Below are 22,415 nucleotides of genomic sequence, written 5' to 3'. Positions count from 1 at the left end.
CTTAAGATAAAAAAATTATTTTAATTTTTTCTTGCTAGAAACCTTAACCAAGACCAGCCAAAGCAGAAAAGTTAGGAGGCAGATACTCACCACTATTAAGTATGTTTCTTCCTTTGTTAAAAGGTTCTGCCAATTAAGCCGGATTCCTAATTTTTCTTGAAACTCTTCTAATAAGCTACTATTCCCCATAAATGTAGTTTCTAATTGCTCCTTCATTAAGACCTGTCTATAGAGAGAAGCAAGATAGGTAGCCGGTGTGCACTTCATGAGAACTTGAGCGAAGTTAGGAAGAATTCCCATTGGTACATAAGTTCCTACTAAAAACCCTGAAGCTGTACCTACAATGGTAGCCAATTTACCTAGACTATCTACTGACTGGAAATGATTAATCAAGAGTACATTTACCAATGTTGAAAGGAGACTACTTAGCAGCATGATTAAACTTATTTCAAATAGCTTATTCATAGCTGGAATTTCTTGAAAATAAAGGCTCATAACAATAAGCATAAAGGCTTGCATAACAAAGGAAATGATAAGGCTACTAATAAGATAAGACAGTTGCAAGCCCCAGCTCCCTAAATCTGTCAAAAAGAGATCCTGATCCACTTGATTTTCACGGTCTTGTATCATCTGGGTCAAAGCTGTAAAACTGGTTGTAATCCCAGTCACAGCCAAGGTTCCACCCATCAGCCAGTTATTTAATAGACTCTTATTATCAGGAAGTTGGGACCAGGCATCCATCAAATTTTTCTGCAAAAAAATGATATAGAGTAGAAAGGAAATCAAAGCTCCCAGTAATGAGAAAAAGACTCCTGAACGATTACGAAAATACAACAAAAAATCACGTTTTAACAAGGCTAACATTAGCGCACCTCTCTTCCTGTAAGGGCTATGAAGGCATCATCCATAGTTCCTGGACGAAATTCAAAGCTAGCAATCTTCTCACGAACTTGGGTCAAATAATCAATAGCTTCCAATTGGCTCTTAGGATAAAGACTATACTCAAACTCATTTTCCTTTTCCACAGGCATATTTTTAGGTAAGAATTTCTCCACCTGCTTGTCTTTAAAACAAATTTTTAAAAGATTGGAAGCGTACTCACTTTTAATTTCAGCAGCAGAACCTTGGGCAATAACCTTTCCATGATCTATAATATAAAGTTGATCTGCCTCATCTGCTTCATCCAGATAATGAGTCGTTAAGATAATAGTCATCCCTTCATCTCTTTGTAGACGATACAATAAATCCCAGATGGATTTGCGAGTCTGAATATCTAGTCCAGTCGTAGGCTCATCTAGAAATAAAATATCGGGATTGGATAGGAGAGCCCGAGCAATGTCAACTCGACGTTTCTGTCCTCCTGATAAAGTTCCATAAAGTTGTTTCTGAAAAGCAGTCAACCCTAGTTGATTGATTAAATCTTCCACACGACCACCTTTAATCCCCTTATACTGCTGAGCGCGAATGGCTAGGTTTTCTTTGACCGTCAACTTTTCATCCAATACACTTGCTTGAAAAACAACTCCAATACGAGTATTGGGCGCATAGATGATTTGACCATTAGTTGCTCTTTTAAGTCCGATTAACATTGAAATCGTGGTCGATTTGCCAGCCCCATTAGGTCCTAAGATTGCGTTAAAACTTCCTTTTTTAAACTCTAAATTTATATCTTTTACTGCTGTATGGTCTCCATAGTTCTTAGTGAGGCCTTTTGCTTGTAAAATCATATTTCCTTCCTCCTTTTTACACCTTCAGTTTAACAAAAAGGAAAAAGAAAAAATATAGTTTGGTACTATGTGGTCGAAATGGATGATCATGTGGTCAATTCTACCTTAAAACTTCTGCATTTGAACATAAAAAAAGCCACCTGATTGGGTGACTTCTTTAGGGAGATTATTATGAAAAAGAAAAGTTTAGGATTTCTATTAAATAAAGTTAGGAGGTCTTTACTTAATGATTACATGATACATGAGTAAACTTAAAGTTAACTTAAGATAAAAGAATTATTGTAATTTTTTTCGTTCCACCAAAATCATTCCTGTACAATCATAAGTAGATAAGGTTTCAAACCCCAGAGAACGGTAAAAACCCAAGTTTTTTTCTGTCTGTTCAGTCGCTAGTTGTATTTGGTAGGCATCCTTATAGTCAGCTAAGGCTTCTTTCATCAAGTTACTACCAATTCCTTGGCGCTGATAGCTAGGCAAAACAATCAAATCCTGGACAAAAACGGATGAAAAACCATCTCCAACTAAACGGACCAAGCCCACCACGGCATCGCCATCAAGTGCCATATAAATCGCTAGTGAGTGAGACAAGGCCTGCTCCAACATCTGAGGTTGATGTGTATAATTTGTCCAACCGACTGCCTGATAGAGATGCAAAACGTCATTAATTGAAACAGAGGATTCTTTTGTAAATTTTATCATAGTAGAACCTTTCTAACATTGCCTAAGCGATTTTATCTGCTGCCCATTTTTATCAAAGTTTTTAGGAGCCAACCATGTTTCCAAACGAGCTTTGACTTGTGGCCAGTCCTTATCAATCATAGACAACCAATCCGTATCTCTGGTACGCCCCTTATAAACGACTGCCTGACGGAAGGTTCCTTCATAGACAAAGCCCAAACGTTCCGCTGCTCGTCTTGATGGCAGATTTAGAGCATCACATTTCCACTCGTAGCGACGATAGTTAAGCTCCTCAAACACATAGCGAGCCAGGAGATACTGGGCTTCGGTCCCTATCCGTGTCCCCCTGAGCTCTGGAGAAAAGATAACTGTCCCAACTTCAATTACACGATTGTTTTGGTCAATACGCATGAGCGAAAAAGTACCCAGTGCTTTACCAGTCGCTTTATCGATGATCGCGTAGTAAAAGCGATCCTTGCGCTCAATCATCTACTTTAAAGCTACCATTAACTCTTCTAAATTAGCCACAGGTGGTTGAAAGAGATAGGTCCACATCTCACGAGGACTATCTGGGCCATAGACAGCTAATAAATCCTCTGCATGCTTTTCCACCGATAGAGCTTCTATAATCGTATATCGCCCTTCTATCCGTACAAGTGAAGGCAAAACTCCAGGTGTATCATCTACAGGTTCACCAATCATCTGACCGTATTCATTTACTGGCATAGCTTTCTCCTTGTCTCCCACTTATAAGTTTAAAGATGTGAATAGTATATCACATCTCACAGGTAATCTACAAAAAATCCTCCAGATTATGGAGGATTGATCAAATATGGAAACGAGTGAGTTAATGCCCCTTGTGCTTCTCTCTACGTTTTTGCTGTTTGCGTTCGAATTTCTCTTGTTTGAGCAATTGTTTTTGGACACTAGATTGATGTTTTGAAATCTTTTTCCTTTCCTCATACTGCAACTGCAATAGTTCTTTCGACTTGGAAGAAACTTTCTGCTTTACTTGTTTCTTTACAGCTCGCTGTAATCGTTTAGGATTCTTGATTTTTACATGTTGCTTAACTGTAGCTTCTGGACTAAAAGATAATTGAGTAAACTGAGTCTGTATGATCTCTAGAATTTCATCATCTTTTGGCTCCTGACCAAATGTCACACGACAAACTTGATAAGTTTCTCGATACACTTGTTCGAACAAACCATGCCAAAATCCATCTTCAAAATAAACTGTCAATCCAATTGAAATTGTTTCCACGACAGCACCTCCTTAAATCTATCCCTAAGAATGGACAACCAAGGAGGAAGGTTACTGATAGGCTTGCCTACGTCTGGACTACCAACCAGAACTGTGTTTTTATCTTAGTTGGAACTATTATAGCATATAGCAATACAAAAATCCTCCAGATTCTACTCTGAAGGACTTTTAAATTTATTTCGTTACGATATTTACAAGTTTATTAGGTACACTAATCACTTTTACGATTTCTTTGCCATCAATTTCTGCCTTGACTTTTTCGTCAGCCAGAGCGACTTCTTGCAATTCTTCGCGAGAAAGGTCTTTTGCGACCATGAGTTTAGCACGGACTTTACCTTTGATTTGAACAACGATTTCGATTTCGTCTTCAACCAATTTGCTTTCGTCCCATGTTGGCCAAGCTACATAAGAGATTGACTCACCTGTTGCTGCGACTGTTTGCCAGAGTTCTTCTGCCAAGTGAGGGGCAAATGGGGCGATTAATTGGATAAAGCCTTTGGCATAATCCACATAGAGTTTATCTTCCTTGTTAGCCGCGTTGACAAAGACCATGAGTTGGGCAATGGCTGTGTTGAATTTCATCGACTCGATTTGCTCTGTGACAGATTTAACAGTTTCGTTGTAAACCTTGTCTAAAGCACCATTGTTTTCCGCAACGATTTCTTTACTTGTAATCAAACGGTAAACACGGTCGAGGAACTTACGGCTTCCTTCCAAGCCTTCTTCTGACCAAGCGATAGAAGCATCGAGTGGTCCCATGAACATTTCATAGACACGAAGGGTATCCGCACCGTATTGTTCCACCACATCATCTGGGTTAACCACGTTCTTGAGGGATTTAGACATCTTAGCTGGTGCTTGCTCCAATTCTTCTCCTGTTTCCACGTGGAAGAAGGAACCGTCACGTTTTTCAACCTTGTCAGTTGCTACAAGAGCACCGCGATGGTCACGGTAGCTTGTTCCCAAGATCATTCCTTGGTTAAAGAGTTTTTGGAATGGTTCTTTAGTTGGAACGACACCGATATCATAGAGGAATTTATGCCAGAAACGAGCGTAAAGCAAGTGGAGAACGGCGTGTTCTGCACCACCCACGTAGATATCGACTGGCAACCATTGTTTGAGAAGATCCTCATCGGCTAATTTCTCAGTGTTGTGTGGATCGATATAACGGAGGTAGTACCAGCTTGAACCGGCCCATTGTGGCATAGTGTTGGTTTCACGACGACCTTTGACTCCATCTTCACGAGTTACTTCCAGCCAGTCTGTCAAGTTAGCTAATGGGCTTTCCCCAGTACCTGAAGGGCGGATGTCCTTGGTGACTGGTAAGACAAGTGGCAATTCACTTTCTGGAACTGCTGTTGAAGTCCCATCTTCCCAATGAATGATTGGGATTGGTTCACCCCAGTAACGTTGACGGCTAAAGAGCCAGTCACGGAGACGGTAGGTCACCTTCTCTTGACCACAACCTTTTTCTTCCAACCAAGCTACAATTTTAGCAATCGCTTCTTCTTTGTTTAGTCCATCTAGGAAGTCAGAATTGACATGAAGGCCATCTTCTGTGTAGGCAGCCTCTTCAACGTTTCCACCTTCCAACACTTCTACGATTGGAAGATCGAACTGTTTAGCAAATTCCCAGTCACGTTGGTCATGGGCAGGTACAGCCATAACAGCACCTGTTCCGTAACTAGAAAGAACATAGTCGGCAATCCAAATCGGGATTTCTTTACCGTTAACAGGGTTGATGGCATAGGCACCAGTCCAAACCCCTGTTTTTTCCTTAGCAAGGTCTGTACGAGCCAAGTCAGACTTGAGGCTGGCTTGGTGTTTGTAGTCTGCTACGGCTTCAGCTTGTTCCGCACTTACGATAGCATCTACTAGTTCATGCTCAGGAGCCAAGACTGTGAAGGTCGCTCCGAAGAGGGTATCTGGACGAGTGGTAAAGACGGTGAATTCCTTGTCAGTTCCTTTCACTTTGAAGGTGACATTGGCACCAGTTGATTTCCCGATCCAGTTACGTTGCATGTCCTTGATAGACTCTGGCCAGTCAAGGTCATCTAAGTCATTGAGCAAGCGCTCCGCATAGGCAGTGATTTTGAGCATCCATTGGCGCATTGGTTTGCGGACAACTGGATAGCCACCACGCTCAGATGTTCCATCTGGAAGAACTTCTTCGTTAGCAATGGCTGTTCCTAGTTCCTCAACCCAGTTTACTGGCACTTCCGCTTCATAAGCCAAGCCTTTTTCGTAAAGCTTGGTGAAGATCCATTGTGTCCACTTGTAGTAGTTTGAATCTGTTGTGTTGACTTCACGGTCCCAGTCATAAGAGAATCCAAGCGCATTGATTTGTCGTTTGAAGTTGGCAATATTTTCCGCTGTGAATTCCGCCGGATCATTCCCTGTATCCATAGCATATTGCTCTGCAGGCAAACCAAAAGCATCCCACCCCATTGGGTGAAGGACGTTATAGCCTTGGGCACGTTTGAAACGACTGAGAATATCTGTCGCTGTATAGCCTTCTGGGTGTCCTACGTGAAGACCTGCTCCCGAAGGGTAAGGGAACATGTCCAATGCATAAAACTTAGGTTTTGATGCATCTGTTCCTGTCTTAAAGGTGTGATGTTCTGCCCAGTAGCCCTGCCACTTAGGCTCAATTTCTCTGTGATTGTAAAAACTCATGGTATCTCTCCAATTTTCGTGATGTTCTTATTATACCATTTTTGAGAGAAATTGGGCTCTTCTTTTCTTGATTTTTAACCATAGAGCTTTGCTTTATCTTCTTTTTATCCTTATGATTTACAAAGAATAACTACAGACCTCGCACTTTCATAATCAACTTAGATGGTTATATAGGTGCAAGATAGGGCTTTTTATGGTAAAATATAGGAAAGTGCTTTCTCAAAGGAGGAAAATATGAACAAACAAACCATCGCTGTCTTAGGTCCTGGTTCTTGGGGTACTGCCTTGTCACAAGTCCTCAATGACAACGGACACCAAGTGCGTATCTGGGGAAATATTCCTGATCAAATTGATGAAATCAATACACAACATACTAACAAACGTTATTTTAAAGAAACTGTATTAGACGAAAAAATTGTTGCCTATCATGATTTGGCAGAAACCTTGAAGGGTGTTGATGCTATCTTGTTTGTGGTACCAACCAAGGTAACCAGATTGGTAGCTCAGCAAGTCGCTGCAGTTCTCGATCATAAAGTGGTTGTTATGCATGCCTCCAAAGGCCTTGAACCAGATAGCCACAAGCGTCTCTCTACTGTTTTAGAAGAAGAAATTCCTCAGGAGCTTAGAAGTGACATCGTTGTCGTATCTGGACCTAGTCATGCCGAGGAAACCATCGTTCGTGACATTACTTTAATCACTGCTGCTTCTAAAGATTTACAAACAGCCCAGTATGTTCAATCACTCTTTAGCAACAACTACTTCCGTCTATATACAAATACGGATGTTATTGGAGTTGAAACAGCTGGAGCTCTAAAAAATATCATCGCTGTTGGGGCAGGGGCTCTTCACGGTCTTGGTTTTGGAGATAACGCAAAAGCTGCGATTATCACGCGCGGGCTTGCGGAAATCACTCGTCTAGGAGTCAAGCTTGGAGCAAATCCACTGACTTATAGCGGACTTTCAGGTGTTGGTGATTTGATTGTTACAGGAACTTCTGTCCACTCACGTAACTGGCGCGCAGGAGATGCTCTGGGACGCGGAGAAGCCTTAGCTGATATCGAAGCTAACATGGGAATGGTGATTGAAGGAATTTCAACAACCAAAGCAGCCTACGAGTTGGCACAAGAGCTTGGAGTCTATATGCCTATTACCCAAGCCATCTACCAAGTTATTTATGAAAATGTAAATATTAAAGATGCTGTTTCTGAACTTATGAACAATGAGTTCAAGGCAGAAAACGAGTGGTCTTAAACCACAGTTAGAAAGGATTATTTATGATGCAAAAAGTTAGAAAGGCTGTTATCCCTGCTGCAGGACTTGGTACACGCTTCCTTCCTGCCACCAAAGCCTTAGCCAAAGAAATGCTGCCAATTGTTGACAAACCAACTATCCAATTTATCGTTGAAGAAGCCCTTAAGTCAGGAATCGAAGACATTCTCGTTGTCACTGGTAAATCGAAACGCTCTATTGAAGACCATTTCGACTCAAACTTTGAATTAGAATATAACCTCAAAGAAAAAGGGAAAAATGACCTTTTGAAATTAGTGGACGAAACAACGGGTATGCGCCTGCACTTTATCCGTCAAACACACCCACGCGGTCTTGGTGATGCAGTTTTACAAGCTAAAGCTTTTGTTGGGAATGAGCCTTTTGTAGTCATGCTGGGAGATGACCTCATGGATATCACAGATGATAAGGCAGTCCCATTAACTAAACAACTCATGAATGACTATGAAAATACGCACGCTTCGACTATCGCAGTCATGCCTGTCCCGCACGAAGAAGTTTCGGCTTATGGAGTTATCGCTCCTCAAGGTGAAGGGAAAGATGGCCTCTACAGCGTTGAAACTTTTGTTGAAAAGCCAGCACCTGAAGATGCTCCAAGTGACCTAGCCATCATCGGTCGTTACCTTCTCACACCTGAGATTTTTGGTATTCTTGAAAATCAAACACCTGGTGCAGGAAATGAAATCCAATTGACAGATGCAATCGACACTCTCAACAAAACGCAAAGAGTATTTGCTCGTGAATTCAAGGGTGCTCGTTATGATGTGGGAGACAAGTTTGGCTTTATGAAGACTTCAATCGATTACGCGCTTCGACATCCTCAAGTCAAAGATGACTTGAAAACTTACTTGATTAACCTAGGAAAAGAACTTTCAGGAGATCAATAAGCTATCTAATCTCAAGACCAGGTTGATCATGAATCTGGTCTTTTATCTTAAATTGCTTTTAGAATCTATCTTCTATACTCTTTTTAGTACTAAATTCTTGCAATATAGGCTTTTATGGTATAATAAAAAGGAGTGAGGAATCAAATGAAGAATAAACTAATCGAAATTAAAGAAAAGTGGCTGGCCTTACTTCAGTCTCTCAAATCCAAATTTACGAAAAAGAAGTCAGGAAAAAAGAAAAAAAGGTCTCAGAAAAGAACCAATACAAAGATTAATATTTGGACTATTTTTTCCAATATCTTACTTGGGATAAAAGCTACCTTTAATACCCTATTTATTCTTGCCTTCATCGGCGGCCTCTTAGGTACAGGTGTCGTTTTTGGCTATGCTGTCTCTCTATTTGACCAAGTCACTGTCCCTGATACAAAAGATTTGGTCAACCAGGTCAATAATATTTCATCCGTCTCCGAGATACGCTACGCAGACGGATCTATGATCGGAGCAATCGAGAGTGACCTCCTTCGCACAGCTGTTACATCAGATGCCATTTCAGAAAACCTGAAAAAAGCTATCATAGCAACAGAAGATGAGCATTTTGCAGAGCATAATGGAGTTGTCCCAAAAGCTGTCATTCGAGCCAGCCTTGGAAACTTCATCGGACTTGGTTCTTCTAGTGGGGGATCTACCCTAACACAACAACTCATCAAGCAACAAGTAGTCGGTGATGCCCCAACTCTAACACGAAAAGCCAATGAAATTGTAGATGCTCTAGCCTTAGAACGTGCCATGACTAAGGATGAAATTCTAACAACCTATCTGAATGTAGCACCTTTCGGTCGTAATCATAAGGGACAAAATATAGCAGGTGCTCAGCAGGCCGCCACTGGAATTTTTGGAGTTGATGCCAGTCAACTTAGTGTTCCACAAGCCGCCTTCCTAGCTGGCTTGCCACAGAGTCCCATCTCCTATTCTCCCTATGAATCTACTGGCGAGATGAAAAGTGATGAAGACATGGAACTAGGGATTAAGCGTTCCAAAGATGTCCTCTATAATATGTATCGAACTGGAACTCTTAGTAAGGATGAATATGAATCTTACAAAGCTTATGATATCAAGCAAGATTTTCTATCTGCAGAAAATGTAAACGTGGCAGGTAAAGACTTCCTCTACTTCTCTACTCTTGATGAAGCTACTAAGATCATGTATGATTACTTGGTCCAAAAAGATAACGTAACTACCCAAGAATTACAAAATGAAGCTATTCAGAAATCTTATCGTGAGCTAGCTGAAAAGGAAATACAGACTGGTGGCTACCGTATTACCACTACCATTGATAAAAATATCCATACTGCCATGCAAAATGCTGTTGCCAATTATGGCTACCTACTAGACGATAGTTCAGGACAACCTGAAGTTGGAAATGTCCTAATGGACAACCAGACTGGTGCTATTTTAGGATTTGTTGGTGGGCGAGATTATCAGACCAATCAAAACAACCATGCCTTTGATACCAAACGCTCTCCAGCTTCTACAACTAAACCACTCCTAGCTTACGGTATTGCCATTGACCAAGGACTCATGGGAAGTGCTAGTATCTTGTCAAACTACCCAACTAATTTTGCCAACGGAACCCCCATCATGCACGTTAATAGTCCAGGTACAGCTATGGTGACTTTAACAGAGGCCTTGAACTATTCTTGGAACATTCCTGCCTACTGGACCTATCAAATGCTTCTTCAAAAAGGAGTGGATGTGCCTTCTTACATGGAAAAAATGGGTTATAATATCTCCGAATATGGCATTGAAAGTCTCCCTATGGGGGGTGGAATTGACGTCACTGTAGCTCAGCATACTAATGGCTACCAAACACTGGCCAACGACGGTGTCTATCACAAAAAATACATGATCTCAAAAATTGAGAAAAACAGTGGCGAAGTGATTTACGAACACAAAGACGAACCTGTTCAGGTATATTCCAAGGCAACAGCAACAATTATGCAAAACTTGTTGCGAGGCGTACTTTCATCTCGTATCACGACTACATTTTCAAGTGATCTTAGTTCCCTTGACCCTAGCCTAGCAAGTGCTGACTGGATTGGAAAAACCGGAACAACAAATGAGGATGGAGACATGTGGCTCATGCTTTCCACCCCACGACTAACTCTTGGTGGCTGGGTTGGCCACGATAATAATGAGTCTCTTGCCCCACGAGCATACACTCGTAATGCTAACTATATGGCTCATTTAGTCAATGCTATCCATCAGGCTGCTCCTTCTGCTTGGGGAACTGAACGTTTCAACCTTGATCCTAGCGTCACTTCTTCACAGGTTCTCAAGTCAACTGGACAAAAACCAGGTAAAGTTACCATCAATGGAAAAGAAATCAATGCAACAGGCGAAACAATAACTAGCTACTGGGCTAACCGAACTGGTGCACCAACCACAACCTACCGTTTTGCAATTGGTGGGAGTGATTCTGACTATCAGAAAGCTTGGACTTCAATTCTAGGTAGTTTACCAAAACCTGAAACCTCTAACAACAATAACTCTAGTAATACTACCACTACGACAAGCAGTAATAGTAACACTACGACAAGCAACAATACTAGCACTAGTACTACTACAAGTGGAAATAGTAACACTACTTCTTCAACTTCAAGCAATCCATAAAGCTAACGTTTTTAAATCATTGTGAGTGAGAAAGAAAGTTTCTGAAAGAAATGATTTTTCTCACTCGCTTTTTTCTTTTGTCAATTCATGGTACAATAGCTTCATGAATACCTATCAAAAAAAGATTTTCAAAGGAACCCTCTACTCTCTCTTATCTGGTTTGATTTGGGGCATCTGTGGTATTTTGGGCGAATACTTTTTCTCCCATTATTCAGTGTCCTCAGGCTGGATTACCTCCATGCGACTCATGCTCGCAGGTTCTTTCGTTCTAGTTTTATCCTTTTTCAAGCTCCGCTCCCACTTGTTTGACATTTGGAGAGACCGTAAAAACTATCTACCTTTTCTAGCTTATGCTATCCTAGGGATTTTCTCTGTTCAGTTTTTCTTTTACCTCTGTGTCGAATATTCCAACGCTACTACAGCTACTATCCTGCAGTTTATCAGTCCTATCTTTATCTTAATCTACGATTGGATTATCCATAAAAAGAAGGCCTCTGTAACAGCCATCCTCTACGTCCTGATTGCTATGATTGGAGTCTTTTTGATGGCAACCAAGGGGGATTTATCTACTTTATCCATCACACCGCTGGCCTTAATCACTGGAATTCTCAGTGCCTTAGGGGTCATGTTTAATGTAATTTTACCCCAGCCTTTTGCGCGAAAATACGGGTTTACCCCAACTGTTGCTTGGGGGATGATTATCGCTGGAACCTTTAGTAATTTTCTCTACCCTGTTTACCAAATTTCCTTCCAACTTGATTGGGTTAGTATCGCTATTTGCCTAACCATCGCATTTATGGGGACTGCTTTTGCATTTTTCCTTTCGATGAAGGCTGTCTCCTTAGTATCTCCACTGGTAGTTTCTGTTGTCAGTGCCAGTGAACCACTGTCCTCTGCCATTCTCAGTGTCCTCTTCTTGGGTTTGGTCTTGGATCCCTTCTTGCTACTAGCCATGATTCTAATCATCATACCCATGATTTTTCTTTCTGTTGAAAAAGCTAAAGAGGTCGGTTAAACTTCGACTTTTGATAAGCTAGGGCTTCTATTTTGAAGCCTTTTTTGGTAGAATAGTAAGCATTACAAAGAATGAGGTAATTCCCATGACAGCTACAAAAATGAACGCACAAGAAATCATACAATTTATCGCAAATGCTGAAAAAAAGACCAGTGTTAAGGTGACTTTTGAAGGTCCATTGACTGGAGTTATTCCTGCTTCAGTTGTTAATCTTGGAAATGTCCTCTTCGGAGACTGGAAGGATATCGCTCACCTCCTCGAAGATTTAACAGAAAACAAAGACTATGTTGTAGAGCAGGACGCCCGTAACTCAGCTGTACCTCTCCTTGATAAACGTGCTATTAATGCTCGTATCGAGCCAGGTGCTATCATTCGTGACCAGGTTGAAATTGGTGACAACGCTGTTATCATGATGGGGGCTGTTATCAATATCGGTGCAGAAATTGGTGCCGGTACTATGATTGACATGGGCGCTATTCTAGGCGGACGTGCTATCGTCGGTAAAAATAGCCACGTTGGGGCAGGCGCAGTTCTTGCAGGTGTCATTGAACCAGCTAGTGCAGAACCTGTCCGTGTTGGAGACAATGTTATGATTGGAGCCAATGCAGTTGTGATCGAAGGCGTTCAAATCGGTAGCGGATCTGTCGTTGCTGCAGGGTCTATCGTCATACAAGATGTTCCTGAAAACGTTGTTGTCGCTGGAGTTCCAGCCCGTATTATTAAGAAAATTGATAGCCAAACTCAACAAAAAACAGCGCTTGAAGATGCGCTTCGTACCTTGTAAAAGTGAACAGAGGCGGAATTTCCTGCCTCTTTATCGTATCAGTAGAAGGAAATTAGATATGTTAGATTTGATTCAAACTCGACGAGATCTTCACCAAATTCCTGAGATTGGTTTAGAAGAATTCAAGACTCAAGCTTATTTACTAAATGTCATTGAGAAATTAACAGTTGGTAAGGATTTTGTTCAGATTCGTACTTGGCAAACAGGTATTTTAGTGTATTTACAGGGAAGTCAGCCAGAACGTACCATCGGTTGGCGGACAGATATCGACGGACTTCCAATCGTTGAACAAACAGGTCTTGCCTTTGCCTCTCAGCACCCAGACCGTATGCATGCTTGTGGACATGATTTTCACATGACCATTGCCCTAGGAAGTCTCGAACGTGCTCTAGAAAACCAACCTAAAAACAATCTCCTCTTTCTCTTCCAACCTGCCGAGGAAAACGAAGCAGGTGGTATGCTCATGTATGAGGATGGGGTCTTTGGAGACTGGTTGCCAGACCAATTTTACGCTCTTCACGTTCGACCTGACTTAAAAGTTGGACAGATTGCTACCAATACAAGCACTTTATTTGCAGGAACTTGCGAGGTCAAGATCAATTTTAAGGGTAAAGGTGGTCACGCTGCCTTTCCACATCAAGCAAACGACGCTCTGGTTGCAACTAGCTATTTTGTCACTCAAGTTCAGTCAGTTGTCAGCCGTAATGTCGATCCTATCGAGGGAGCTGTCGTCACTTTCGGTGTCTTTCAAGCTGGAACAACCAATAATGTCATCGCTGATACAGCTTTCTTGCATGGAACCATTCGAGCTCTCACACATAGCATGAGCCTCTTAGTTCAAAAACGTGTCAAAGCCATCGCTGAAGGTGTCGCAGCTGCTTTTGATATGGATGTGGAAGTTGAACTCAAGCAGGGAGGTTACCTACCTGTCGAAAACAACCCTGAATTAGCTCGAGAATTGATGACCTTCTTTGATGAAAAAGAGGGAATTGAACTAATCGACATCGAACCTGCCATGACAGGAGAAGACTTTGGTTATCTTCTCTCCAAGGTCCCAGGTGTTATGTTCTGGCTAGGTATTGATAGTCCCTATGCCCTCCATCATCCAAAAATGAGTCCTAAGGAGGAAGCACTAGCTATTGGAGTCGAAGCTGTTTCGAGCTTCCTCAAACAGAAAGCTGTGGAGTAAACAATGAAAAAAGCCCTACGCAAGCAGACCTTGCAAGAACTCAAATTTCTATCATCCGAAGAAAAGGAAGTCATGGACGCTTGGTTGACTGAGCAACTACTTCTACATCCCTTCTACAAGGAAGCAAAAACCATCGCCACTTACCTGTCTTTTCCTCATGAATTTCAGACAGCTAGACTCATTGAACAAGCTCAAAAAGATGGGAAGACACTCCTCATTCCCAAAACCTATCCACATGGGAAAATGGACTTTGTTCTATATGAACCAGAGAAACTCGAAAGAAATTCTTTTGGACTTCTTGAACCTCAAGGAGACTTCACAATCCTTGAACCCTCTCAGATTGATTTGATTCATGTCCCTGGGCTAGCTTTTAATCCTGCTGGCTACCGAATTGGCTACGGTGGTGGCTACTATGACAGATATTTGAGCAATTATTCTGACAACTCCATTAGCACACTTTATCCATGTCAGATTCAGGACTTCCATCCTGAACCACACGATGTTCCCGTTAAGGAGGTAATCATCTATGAAAGAGATTTTTGATCGTCGTTATCCCGTCACAAACTTCTTTCTTCTTGTGACAAGCCTGGTTTTTATACTCATGTTTCTAACCAGTGGTTTCAACTACACAAGCGCAGCCACCTTGTATCAGTTTGGAGCTATTTATCCTCCTGCTATTAAAGCCATGCCTGAGCAAGTCTGGCGCTTATTTTCAGCAACCTTTGTGCATATTGGCTTAGAGCACTTTTTTGTCAATATGCTCTCCCTCTACTACCTAGGGCGTCAAATGGAGGACATCTTTGGCTCCAAACAATTTTTCTTTATCTACCTTCTATCAGGTATGATGGGAAATCTCTTTGTCCTAGTTTTTAGTCCCAATGCTATTACTGCAGGTGCTTCAACTGCCCTCTACGGTATGTTTGCCTCAATCGTTGTTCTCCGATATGCTTCACGCAATCCCTATCTCCAACAGCTTGGTCAATCCTACCTCTCCCTCTTAGTGATTAACCTAGTGGGTAGTATTTTAATGCCTGGTATCAGCCTTGCTGGGCATGTCGGGGGTGCTGTCGGGGGTGCATTGCTGGCTATCGTCTTCCCAGTCCAAGGAGAACGAAAGATTTACAGCCCAGGCCAACGTGGTCTAGCAACCCTAGCCTTTATTACTTTATCAGTCTTACTACTCTTTATCGGGTTACTTTAATACAAATAAAAACCATTGGAATTTCTCTCAGAGAGTTTTATTTCCAATGGTTTTTTTGAATCTATTTGAAAAGTAGCTTAAAATCCATTATTGTCACTGAGTTCTTTGAACCAGTGGCCTGATTTTTTCAAGCGGCGTTCTTGTGTTTCTAAGTCAAGCTCGACCAAACCATAGCGGTTTTTATAGCTGTTGAGCCATGACCAGCAGTCGATAAAGGTCCAAATCAAGTAGCCTTTACAGTTAGCACCGTCTTCAATAGCACGATGAAGTTCAGCCAGGTGACCTTTGACAAAGTCAATACGATAATCATCCTGAATCATGCCATTTTCGCGGAATTTGTCTTCACCTTCAACGCCCATCCCATTCTCTGTCAACATCCACTCGATATTGCCATAGTTTTCCTTGATATTTTGAGCAATATGATAGATCCCTTGCTCATAGATTTCCCAACCGCGGTGCGGATTGATCTTACGACCTGGCATAACATAAGGTTCATAGAAATGTTCTGGCAAGAGCGGACTGTCAGGATGCTTAGCAAAACGTGGCGCCATGACACGCAAGGGTTGGTAGTAGTTGACTCCAAGGAAATCTACTGTGTGCTCACGAATAAGTTCCAACTCCTCAGCTGTAGAATCTGGTAGCAAATCATGCTCAGCTAAAATCTCCACCAATTCTTCCGGATAAGTTCCCAAGACAGATGGATCTAGGAAAGATTGAGCTTGGAATAGATCAGCAATGCGTGCAGCTTTGACATCCGCAGGATGCTGACTACGTGGATAAGCTGGTGTCAAGTTGAGGACAATTCCAATCTTAGAACCAGGTAAGACTTCATGACAAGCCTTAACTGCCAGAGTGCTGGCTAGTTGGGTATGATAGGCAACCTTTACTGCTGCTTTGGCATCTACCTTATGAGGATAATGGGCATCATAGAAATAGCCAAACTCTACAGGAACGATAGGCTCATTGAAGGTAATCCATTGGTCCACAAGGTCGCCATAAGTTTCAAAACAGAAACGAGCATAGTCTTCATAAGCTTTAATGGTTGCCTTATTTTCCCAACCATCGCCATCCTCTTGAAGGGCAAAAGGCAGATCAAAATGATAAAGATTGACTAAGAGACGGATTCCCTTGGCCTTAATAGCTTCAAAGACCTGACGGTAAAAAGCCACACCTTGAGGATTGACTTCTCCACGACCCTGTGGAAAAATGCGAGACCACTGGATAGAAGTACGAAAGGCTGTATGCCCTGTTTCTAACAAAAGTTCGATATCCTTTTCCCAGTTTTCATAGAAGGTCGACGTTTTGTCTGGCCCAATCCCATTGTAGTAGCGATTTGGTTCTACTTGGTACCAATAATCCCAGAGATTATCTCCCTTGCCGTCACCAGGCACTCGCCCTTCTGTCTGTGGTCCAGAAGTTGAGGAACCCCAGACAAAATCCTTTGGAAATTTTAGCATAGCTCTACCTCTTTATTTACTCTTTTTATGTTTATTTTATCCCATTATAAAGAAAAAACAAGGCAAAAACTAGTTACATTTTTGTCTTGTTTTTCTTCTGATTATAGATTTTATTTATTTGTTAGGATTTCAAGGGTTTCAAGTAAGTTATCAGCGTGAACTTCGATTGTATCCCCTGTCGCCTTAATCTTCACTTCTACGATGCCATCAGCTGCTTTCTTCCCAACAGTGATACGGATTGGAAGACCAATCAAGTCGCTATCGCTGAATTTAACACCGACACGTTCGTTACGGTCATCCGTCAAGACTTCGTAGCCTTTATTTACCAAAGCTTCTTCGATACGATTTGTCAATGTAAGACTTGCTTCATCCTTGACATTAACCGGAATCAAGTGCACATCAAATGGCGCCAATTCTTTAGGGAAGTTGATTCCCCAAGCGTAACGGTATTCACCTTTTGGAGTTTTATTGACAAAGAGGCGAGCGTGTTGTTCCATGACTGCTGATAGGAGACGGCTGACACCGATACCATAACATCCCATGATGATTGGCACAGCGCGACCATTTTCATCCAAGACATCTGCTCCCATGCTTGCTGAGTAACGAGTCCCAAGTTTGAAGATGTGACCAATTTCGATACCACGCGCAAAGTTAAGAACTCCTTGTCCGTCTGGAGAGATTTCACCCTCACGAACTTCACGGATATCGACATACTCAGAAGTGAAATCACGGCCTGGATTAACACCAGTCAAGTGGTAGCCATCTTCGTTGGCACCAACAACAGCATTGCGGCTATCTTGTACCTTGCGGTCTGCGATAATCTTGACATTTTCTGGCAGATTGACTGGGCCAAGTGAACCAAAGTCCGCTCCCAACAATTCTTTCACTTCTGCCTCAGTTGCAGGTTCTAAGAAATCTGCTCCAAGGTAGTTTTTAAACTTGACTTCATTGAGTTGGTCATTGCCAACGAGTAGGGCAACAACTGGCTCTTCGTCTGCGATATAAACCAAGGTCTTGATTGTTTGCTCTTCAGAGATATTCAAGAAGACTGCGACTTCATCAATTGATTTGACACCTGGTGTTTCCACACGAGCCACTTGATCTTCAGTCACAACACGGTTGCTTGGTTTGTAGGCGTTAGTTGCCATTTCCAAGTTAGCTGCATAGCTTGACTCACTTGAGTAGGCAATGGTATCTTCACCAGAAACCATCCATTTGAGCAATTCTGCCTTGATTTCTTTCTGGACATCTACAGGAATCTCATCAAATGATGCGACAGACTTGTCTAAAACAACCCAACGGTCAAGGTCTGTACGAGCAGGTGTGATGGCCATAAATTCTTGGCTATCCTTACCACCCATAGCTCCACCGTCACCGATGATTGCTTTGAAGTCCAAGCCACTACGAGTAAAGATACGCTCGTAAGCTGCCTTGTACTCATCATAGGTTACATCCAAGCTATCGTAGTTAGCGTGGAAGCTATAGCCGTCTTTCATGATGAACTCACGGGTCCGAAGAAGTCCATTACGTGGACGTTTTTCATCACGATACTTAGGCTGGATTTGGTACAAGTTCAAAGGCAATTGCTTGTAAGACTTGACAGAATCACGGACAATCGCTGTGAAGGTTTCTTCGTGAGTTGGACCCAAGATAAAGTCTGACTTCTCACGATTTTTCAATTTGTATAAGTCTTCACCGTAGGTTTCATAACGGCCAGATTCACGCCAAAGGTCAGCACTGAGAAGGGCTGGAGCCAACATTTCAACAGCGCCCATCTTGTCAAACTCTTGACGCATAATCTTCTTGGCTTTTTCGATAACACGGTTAGCAAGCGGTAGGTAGGAATAAACACCTGCAGATACTTGACGAACATAACCAGCACGCAACATAAGGGCGTGGCTGATAACTTGAGCATCGCTTGGCATTTCGCGAAGCGTTGGAATAAGCATTTTACTTTGTTTCATAATGACTCCTCTAATTCTTAAAAGAAGGTTCGCATGATGTCATTCCAAGTTACGGCGATCATCAAAACGACCATAATGACAACTCCGACCAGAGTGACATAGGTTTCAATTTCTTGTTTTAGTGGTTTGCGACGGATAGCTTCTAGGATATTGAGCACGATTTTTCCACCGTCGAGCGCAGGGATTGGAATCAGATTGAAAATCCCGAGATTGATGGAAATTATAGCCAAGAAGAATAAGACATTCTCAAGACCATTTTTAGCGGCATCACTACTTGCTTTAAAGATAGCAACGGGACCGCCTAGTTTATTCAAATCTGGTTGGAAAATCAAGCTTTTCAAAGCATTAAGAATGCGCAAGGCTGAATCAGCAGCACTGGTAAATCCACCTATGAACATAGACCAGATATCTGATTTAAGTCTCGGCTGAACACCTAGAATATAGCGTCCTTGATTCTCAACAGGCGTCACACTCACTTGTTTTTCAGTTCCATTTTCAGAAATGGTCACATCCAGTACAGGTGCTGTCTTATCCTTGGTCTCTGCATCAACAGCCTGGATCAAATCTGCCCCGTTTGAAATCTCATGATTTCCTACCTTGGTAATCTGGGCTGTGTTTTCAACACCGACCTTAGCCAGAGCACTGTCAGGAAGAACGCTAAAGTTATTTGTTTGCGTATCACGAACGCCACCTTGCATGAAAATCAAAATCCAGAAGACAATGACTCCCAAAATGAAGTTGTTCATCGGTCCAGCAAAGTTGGTAATCAATTTACCCCAGACAGTCGCATTTTGATATTGGACGTCCAGCGGAGCGATACGAACTTCTGTTCCATCAGCTTCCACAATAGTCGCATCATGATCCACCGAAAAAGTCTTTTCTTCGTCTAGAACTAAACCTGTGATGAAGAGCTTGTCTTCAAAGTCAAATTGAGTGACCTGCATAGGAAGAGCTGTCTGATCAATTTTCTTACCAGAGAGATTAATCCGCTTGATCTTACCATCCTGGTCTAGTGTCAAACTAACAGGTGTTCCGGTCTTAATCTCAGTAGGATCCTCACTCCAGCCAGCCATGCGGACATAACCACCTAGAGGCAACATTCGTATGGTATAGGCAGTCCCATCTTTTCCGATATGGGCAAAAATCTTTGGACCCATTCCAATAGCAAATTCACGAACCAAAATCCCGGATTTCTTGGCAAAGTAAAAATGCCCAAACTCGTGGACCACCACGATGATTCCAAAAACCAGGATAAACGTTAATAATCCAATCATTTAGTTTCTGATTCCCTTTCCTTAAAATAAGCCGAATAGGTGCATGATAGGGAAAATAGCTAGCATACTGTCAAAACGATCCAGTACACCACCATGTCCAGGGATAAATTTCCCTGAATCCTTGATTCCAAAGTGGCGTTTCATGGCACTCTCAATCAAATCACCCAACTGTCCTGCCAAACTAAAGAAGATAGCGAAAGCAGTCATTTTATAAATCCCATAAGGAAGGGCAACCGTACTATCTATTAACATAAAAATAGCAGTAGCAAGCATAGCCGCAATGATTCCACCAAAAGCTCCCTCAATGGTTTTGTTTGGAGAAACTCTTGGAGCCAGTTTTCTCTTACCAAAATTCATCCCTACTAGGTAGGCCCCACTATCGGATGCCCATACGATACAAAGTCCCAAGAGGGCCTTGTCAAAACCAGCAACCCGAGCATCAACTAAAGCATTAAAACCAAAGCCAATATAGAAGCTCATAGCAATCGGAAACACTGCATCCTCAATGGTATAGTTCTTGCTGAAAACCGTTGTACCTAGCATGATAAAAATCAAAACACCGTATGCAACAACGTTCCCATCCACAGGTAAAAATGTCAAGTAATTTTCCAAGGGAATAGTCAGAACAAAGGTCGCTAGTAAGGTTAATAGACCTTCTGGCGTCATTGTACGCAAGCCCTTCATTCGAAACAACTCATGAACCCCTAGCATAGCAACTAATCCCATGGCAATTTGTAGCCAAAGACCACCTAGCATCAAAAGTGGCATAAAGATAGCCAATGCTACTGCAGCAAAGATGGTTCTCTTTAGTAAATCCTTTTTCATAATTTCTCCTAAACTCCTCCAAATCGGCGATTGCGACGATTAAATTCTGCGATAGCTTCTTTCAAAGCTTCCTCATCAAAGTCAGGCCACAAAACATCTGTAAAATAAAGTTCACTATAAGCAGCTTGCCATGGCAAAAAGTTACTCAAACGAAGCTCGCCACTCGTTCGAATGATCAAGTCTGGATCTCGCAAGACCTTAGGCAAATGTCCTGTAAATAGATAGTCTCCGATTAAATCCTCATCAATAGCCTCTGAACTGATTTTTCCTTCGGCTACTTCCTCAGCAATCCGTTTAACCGCCTGAGTAATTTCAGCCCGTCCTCCATAATTAAGGGCAAAATTAAGGATCAAGCCAGTATTTAACTTGGTTAACTCTTCTGCTTTTTTGAGGGCTTCAAAAGTCTCCTTAGGCAAGCGATTAGTCTCACCGATCATTTGGATCTTCATGTTTCTCTCATGCAATTCTGGGACATATTTATCATAAAACTCAACTGGCAAGTTCATGATAAATTTGACTTCTTGGTCTGGACGAGTCCAGTTTTCAGTTGAAAAGGCATAAACAGTCAGGGCCTTAACTCCCATATCACTAGCTGCAATTGCAACTTTTTTCAAAGCATCCATCCCAGCTTTATGACCAAAGACACGGGGTTGCATCCGTTTTTTGGCCCAACGACCATTTCCATCCATGATAACACCGATATGAGACGGTACCATTGTTGGTACTGGAGTTTCTATTGGTTTATCTTTTTTAAAAAATCCAAACATGCTTGTATTCCTATTCAAAAATCTATCGTTTCATTATACCATATTTTTCACTTTTCTTCTATCATCTTCTCTTATTCTAAGGCGGAATTCAGCATATTTCTAGGATTACAAGCCTTGCATTTCCCAAAGAAAGTTGATACAATAAACATATAAAGATTAAATCCTTGTTCAGTCACAGGGATTTTTTATTGAAAGGATTTTATGATGTCAAAGAAACTCCAACGTAAAAAACAATTAAGAAATAGCCTTCGTCGTTCAGGTGTGTTTTCAAATGCTGTAAACAAGGTTGTCGAAGAGACAAAAAAAGTCGTTAAACACGCAGAACATGCAGCAAGCGAGGCTGGAAAAGCTGTCTCTAAGCAAGTAGAAAAAGCTGTAGAAGCAACTAAAGAGCAAGCCCACAAGGTGACGACTTCTGTTGAAGATTTCGCAGCTAACCTAGGTGGACTTCCACTTGACCGTGCCAAGACTTTCTACGATGAAGGCATCAAGTCTGCTGCTGACTTCAAAAACTGGACAGAAAAAGAGCTCCTTGCCTTGAAAGGAATCGGTCCAGCTACCATCAACAAATTAAAAGAAAACGGTATTAAGTTCAAGTAATCTTTCTTGTCCCTTGCATTTCCGTGAAAAACTTGTTAAAATAAAGCCATTAGAGGTGTTTTGAGTCCCACATTTTACAGAAAGTGGCGGAGCTGAGAAGTCCACAAATGTGTCAAAACTGGTTGCTAATGGATGAAAATGAAATATTAGAAT

The 22,415-nt window shown here is 41.8% G+C and carries 19 protein-coding genes and 1 pseudogene; 9 read left to right on the top strand and 11 right to left on the bottom strand.

The window, feature by feature from the left end:
* Positions 1-15 precede the first annotated feature (15 nt).
* From QM941_RS05855 to leuS, 6 genes and pseudogenes are all read right to left on the bottom strand, one after another.
* Complete coding sequence (locus tag QM941_RS05855) at positions 16-864, bottom strand: ABC transporter permease (protein ID WP_414339657.1); 849 nt, start codon at positions 862-864, stop codon at positions 16-18.
* Positions 864-1,727, bottom strand: coding sequence for an ABC transporter ATP-binding protein (locus tag QM941_RS05850; protein WP_060955161.1), 864 nt, complete (start codon positions 1,725-1,727; stop codon positions 864-866). Before QM941_RS05850 ends, QM941_RS05855 begins: the two co-directional genes overlap by 1 nt.
* A gap of 276 nt (positions 1,728-2,003) precedes the next feature.
* On the bottom strand, positions 2,004-2,426 hold the full coding sequence (locus QM941_RS05845; protein WP_414339655.1) for a GNAT family N-acetyltransferase: 423 nt from the start codon (positions 2,424-2,426) through the stop codon (positions 2,004-2,006).
* A 12-nt stretch (positions 2,427-2,438) separates the two neighbouring features.
* A pseudogene (locus QM941_RS05840) lies at positions 2,439-3,131 on the bottom strand (GNAT family N-acetyltransferase).
* A 121-nt stretch (positions 3,132-3,252) separates the two neighbouring features.
* Entirely contained in the window at positions 3,253-3,666 is a 414-nt protein-coding gene (locus tag QM941_RS05835; protein WP_414339653.1) for a YjdF family protein, read from the bottom strand.
* A gap of 174 nt (positions 3,667-3,840) precedes the next feature.
* Entirely contained in the window at positions 3,841-6,342 is a 2,502-nt protein-coding gene (gene leuS, locus QM941_RS05830) for a leucine--tRNA ligase (RefSeq protein ID WP_414339651.1), read from the bottom strand.
* 234 nt (positions 6,343-6,576) lie between these two features.
* Here leuS and QM941_RS05825 point away from each other — a divergent pair, with 234 nt between their 5' ends.
* The 8 genes from QM941_RS05825 (at position 6,577) to QM941_RS05790 (ending at position 15,375) form a co-directional block, all read left to right on the top strand.
* Complete coding sequence (locus QM941_RS05825) at positions 6,577-7,593, top strand: NAD(P)H-dependent glycerol-3-phosphate dehydrogenase (protein ID WP_414339649.1); 1,017 nt, start codon at positions 6,577-6,579, stop codon at positions 7,591-7,593.
* 26 nt (positions 7,594-7,619) lie between these two features.
* Positions 7,620-8,516, top strand: a complete 897-nt coding sequence (gene galU, locus QM941_RS05820) for a UTP--glucose-1-phosphate uridylyltransferase GalU (RefSeq protein ID WP_414339893.1) — start codon at positions 7,620-7,622, stop codon at positions 8,514-8,516.
* Positions 8,517-8,660: 144 nt separating this feature from the next.
* Positions 8,661-11,186, top strand: a complete 2,526-nt coding sequence (pbp1b, locus tag QM941_RS05815) for a penicillin-binding protein PBP1B (RefSeq protein ID WP_414339648.1) — start codon at positions 8,661-8,663, stop codon at positions 11,184-11,186.
* Between the two features lie 103 nt (positions 11,187-11,289).
* Positions 11,290-12,201 carry a DMT family transporter gene (locus QM941_RS05810; RefSeq protein WP_414339646.1) on the top strand — a complete coding sequence of 304 codons (912 nt, stop codon included), beginning with the start codon at positions 11,290-11,292 and terminating at the stop codon, positions 12,199-12,201.
* A gap of 85 nt (positions 12,202-12,286) precedes the next feature.
* Positions 12,287-12,985 carry a 2,3,4,5-tetrahydropyridine-2,6-dicarboxylate N-acetyltransferase gene (dapD, locus tag QM941_RS05805; protein WP_414339644.1) on the top strand — a complete coding sequence of 233 codons (699 nt, stop codon included), beginning with the start codon at positions 12,287-12,289 and terminating at the stop codon, positions 12,983-12,985.
* A 58-nt stretch (positions 12,986-13,043) separates the two neighbouring features.
* A complete protein-coding gene (locus tag QM941_RS05800) occupies positions 13,044-14,174 on the top strand; it encodes an N-acetyldiaminopimelate deacetylase (protein ID WP_414339642.1) in 1,131 nt (376 codons plus the stop codon).
* 3 nt (positions 14,175-14,177) lie between these two features.
* Positions 14,178-14,717 carry a 5-formyltetrahydrofolate cyclo-ligase gene (locus QM941_RS05795; RefSeq protein WP_414339641.1) on the top strand — a complete coding sequence of 180 codons (540 nt, stop codon included), beginning with the start codon at positions 14,178-14,180 and terminating at the stop codon, positions 14,715-14,717.
* A complete protein-coding gene (locus QM941_RS05790; RefSeq protein ID WP_414339639.1) occupies positions 14,701-15,375 on the top strand; it encodes a rhomboid family intramembrane serine protease in 675 nt (224 codons plus the stop codon). Before QM941_RS05795 ends, QM941_RS05790 begins: the two co-directional genes overlap by 17 nt.
* A 77-nt stretch (positions 15,376-15,452) precedes the next feature.
* On the opposite strand, the gene QM941_RS05785 is transcribed toward QM941_RS05790, so the two are convergent.
* The 5 genes from QM941_RS05785 to QM941_RS05765 form a co-directional block, all read right to left on the bottom strand.
* Positions 15,453-16,832, bottom strand: a complete 1,380-nt coding sequence (locus tag QM941_RS05785) for a glycoside hydrolase family 1 protein (protein WP_414339638.1) — start codon at positions 16,830-16,832, stop codon at positions 15,453-15,455.
* A gap of 110 nt (positions 16,833-16,942) precedes the next feature.
* Positions 16,943-18,796, bottom strand: a complete 1,854-nt coding sequence (locus QM941_RS05780) for a proline--tRNA ligase (protein ID WP_414339637.1) — start codon at positions 18,794-18,796, stop codon at positions 16,943-16,945.
* 17 nt (positions 18,797-18,813) lie between these two features.
* Positions 18,814-20,070 (bottom strand): RIP metalloprotease RseP, encoded by a 1,257-nt coding sequence (gene rseP / locus QM941_RS05775; protein WP_414339635.1) that lies wholly within the window; start codon positions 20,068-20,070, stop codon positions 18,814-18,816.
* 21 nt (positions 20,071-20,091) lie between these two features.
* On the bottom strand, positions 20,092-20,895 hold the full coding sequence (locus QM941_RS05770) for a phosphatidate cytidylyltransferase (RefSeq protein ID WP_414339633.1): 804 nt from the start codon (positions 20,893-20,895) through the stop codon (positions 20,092-20,094).
* A gap of 8 nt (positions 20,896-20,903) precedes the next feature.
* Positions 20,904-21,662: an isoprenyl transferase gene (locus tag QM941_RS05765; RefSeq protein ID WP_414339631.1), complete on the bottom strand. Its 759-nt coding sequence runs from the start codon at positions 21,660-21,662 to the stop codon at positions 20,904-20,906.
* Positions 21,663-21,866: 204 nt separating this feature from the next.
* On the opposite strand from QM941_RS05765, the gene QM941_RS05760 reads away from it, so the two are divergent.
* Positions 21,867-22,262, top strand: a complete 396-nt coding sequence (locus QM941_RS05760; protein ID WP_414339892.1) for a helicase — start codon at positions 21,867-21,869, stop codon at positions 22,260-22,262.
* Positions 22,263-22,415 lie beyond the last annotated feature (153 nt).

The sequence above is a fragment of the Streptococcus timonensis genome (assembly GCF_047460355.1).
GTDB classification, from domain to species: domain Bacteria; phylum Bacillota; class Bacilli; order Lactobacillales; family Streptococcaceae; genus Streptococcus; species Streptococcus timonensis_A.
The sequence above is the reverse complement of the archived record's forward strand: the minus strand, read 5'-3'. Positions and strand labels throughout refer to the sequence as shown.

Excerpts from the sequence above, each read along its gene's own strand:
- QM941_RS05855 (WP_414339657.1), bottom strand. The coding sequence starts at position 864 with ATGTTAGCCTTGTTAAAACGTGATTTTTTGTTGTATTTTCGTAATCGT.
- QM941_RS05850 (WP_060955161.1), bottom strand. The coding sequence starts at position 1,727 with ATGATTTTACAAGCAAAAGGCCTCACTAAGAACTATGGAGACCATACA.
- QM941_RS05845 (WP_414339655.1), bottom strand. The coding sequence starts at position 2,426 with ATGATAAAATTTACAAAAGAATCCTCTGTTTCAATTAATGACGTTTTG.
- leuS (WP_414339651.1), bottom strand. The coding sequence starts at position 6,342 with ATGAGTTTTTACAATCACAGAGAAATTGAGCCTAAGTGGCAGGGCTAC.
- QM941_RS05825 (WP_414339649.1), top strand. The coding sequence starts at position 6,577 with ATGAACAAACAAACCATCGCTGTCTTAGGTCCTGGTTCTTGGGGTACT.
- galU (WP_414339893.1), top strand. The coding sequence starts at position 7,620 with ATGCAAAAAGTTAGAAAGGCTGTTATCCCTGCTGCAGGACTTGGTACA.
- pbp1b (WP_414339648.1), top strand. The coding sequence starts at position 8,661 with ATGAAGAATAAACTAATCGAAATTAAAGAAAAGTGGCTGGCCTTACTT.
- QM941_RS05810 (WP_414339646.1), top strand. The coding sequence starts at position 11,290 with ATGAATACCTATCAAAAAAAGATTTTCAAAGGAACCCTCTACTCTCTC.
- dapD (WP_414339644.1), top strand. The coding sequence starts at position 12,287 with ATGACAGCTACAAAAATGAACGCACAAGAAATCATACAATTTATCGCA.
- QM941_RS05800 (WP_414339642.1), top strand. The coding sequence starts at position 13,044 with ATGTTAGATTTGATTCAAACTCGACGAGATCTTCACCAAATTCCTGAG.
- QM941_RS05795 (WP_414339641.1), top strand. The coding sequence starts at position 14,178 with ATGAAAAAAGCCCTACGCAAGCAGACCTTGCAAGAACTCAAATTTCTA.
- QM941_RS05790 (WP_414339639.1), top strand. The coding sequence starts at position 14,701 with ATGAAAGAGATTTTTGATCGTCGTTATCCCGTCACAAACTTCTTTCTT.
- QM941_RS05785 (WP_414339638.1), bottom strand. The coding sequence starts at position 16,832 with ATGCTAAAATTTCCAAAGGATTTTGTCTGGGGTTCCTCAACTTCTGGA.
- QM941_RS05780 (WP_414339637.1), bottom strand. The coding sequence starts at position 18,796 with ATGAAACAAAGTAAAATGCTTATTCCAACGCTTCGCGAAATGCCAAGC.
- rseP (WP_414339635.1), bottom strand. The coding sequence starts at position 20,070 with ATGATTGGATTATTAACGTTTATCCTGGTTTTTGGAATCATCGTGGTG.
- QM941_RS05770 (WP_414339633.1), bottom strand. The coding sequence starts at position 20,895 with ATGAAAAAGGATTTACTAAAGAGAACCATCTTTGCTGCAGTAGCATTG.
- QM941_RS05765 (WP_414339631.1), bottom strand. The coding sequence starts at position 21,662 with ATGTTTGGATTTTTTAAAAAAGATAAACCAATAGAAACTCCAGTACCA.
- QM941_RS05760 (WP_414339892.1), top strand. The coding sequence starts at position 21,867 with ATGTCAAAGAAACTCCAACGTAAAAAACAATTAAGAAATAGCCTTCGT.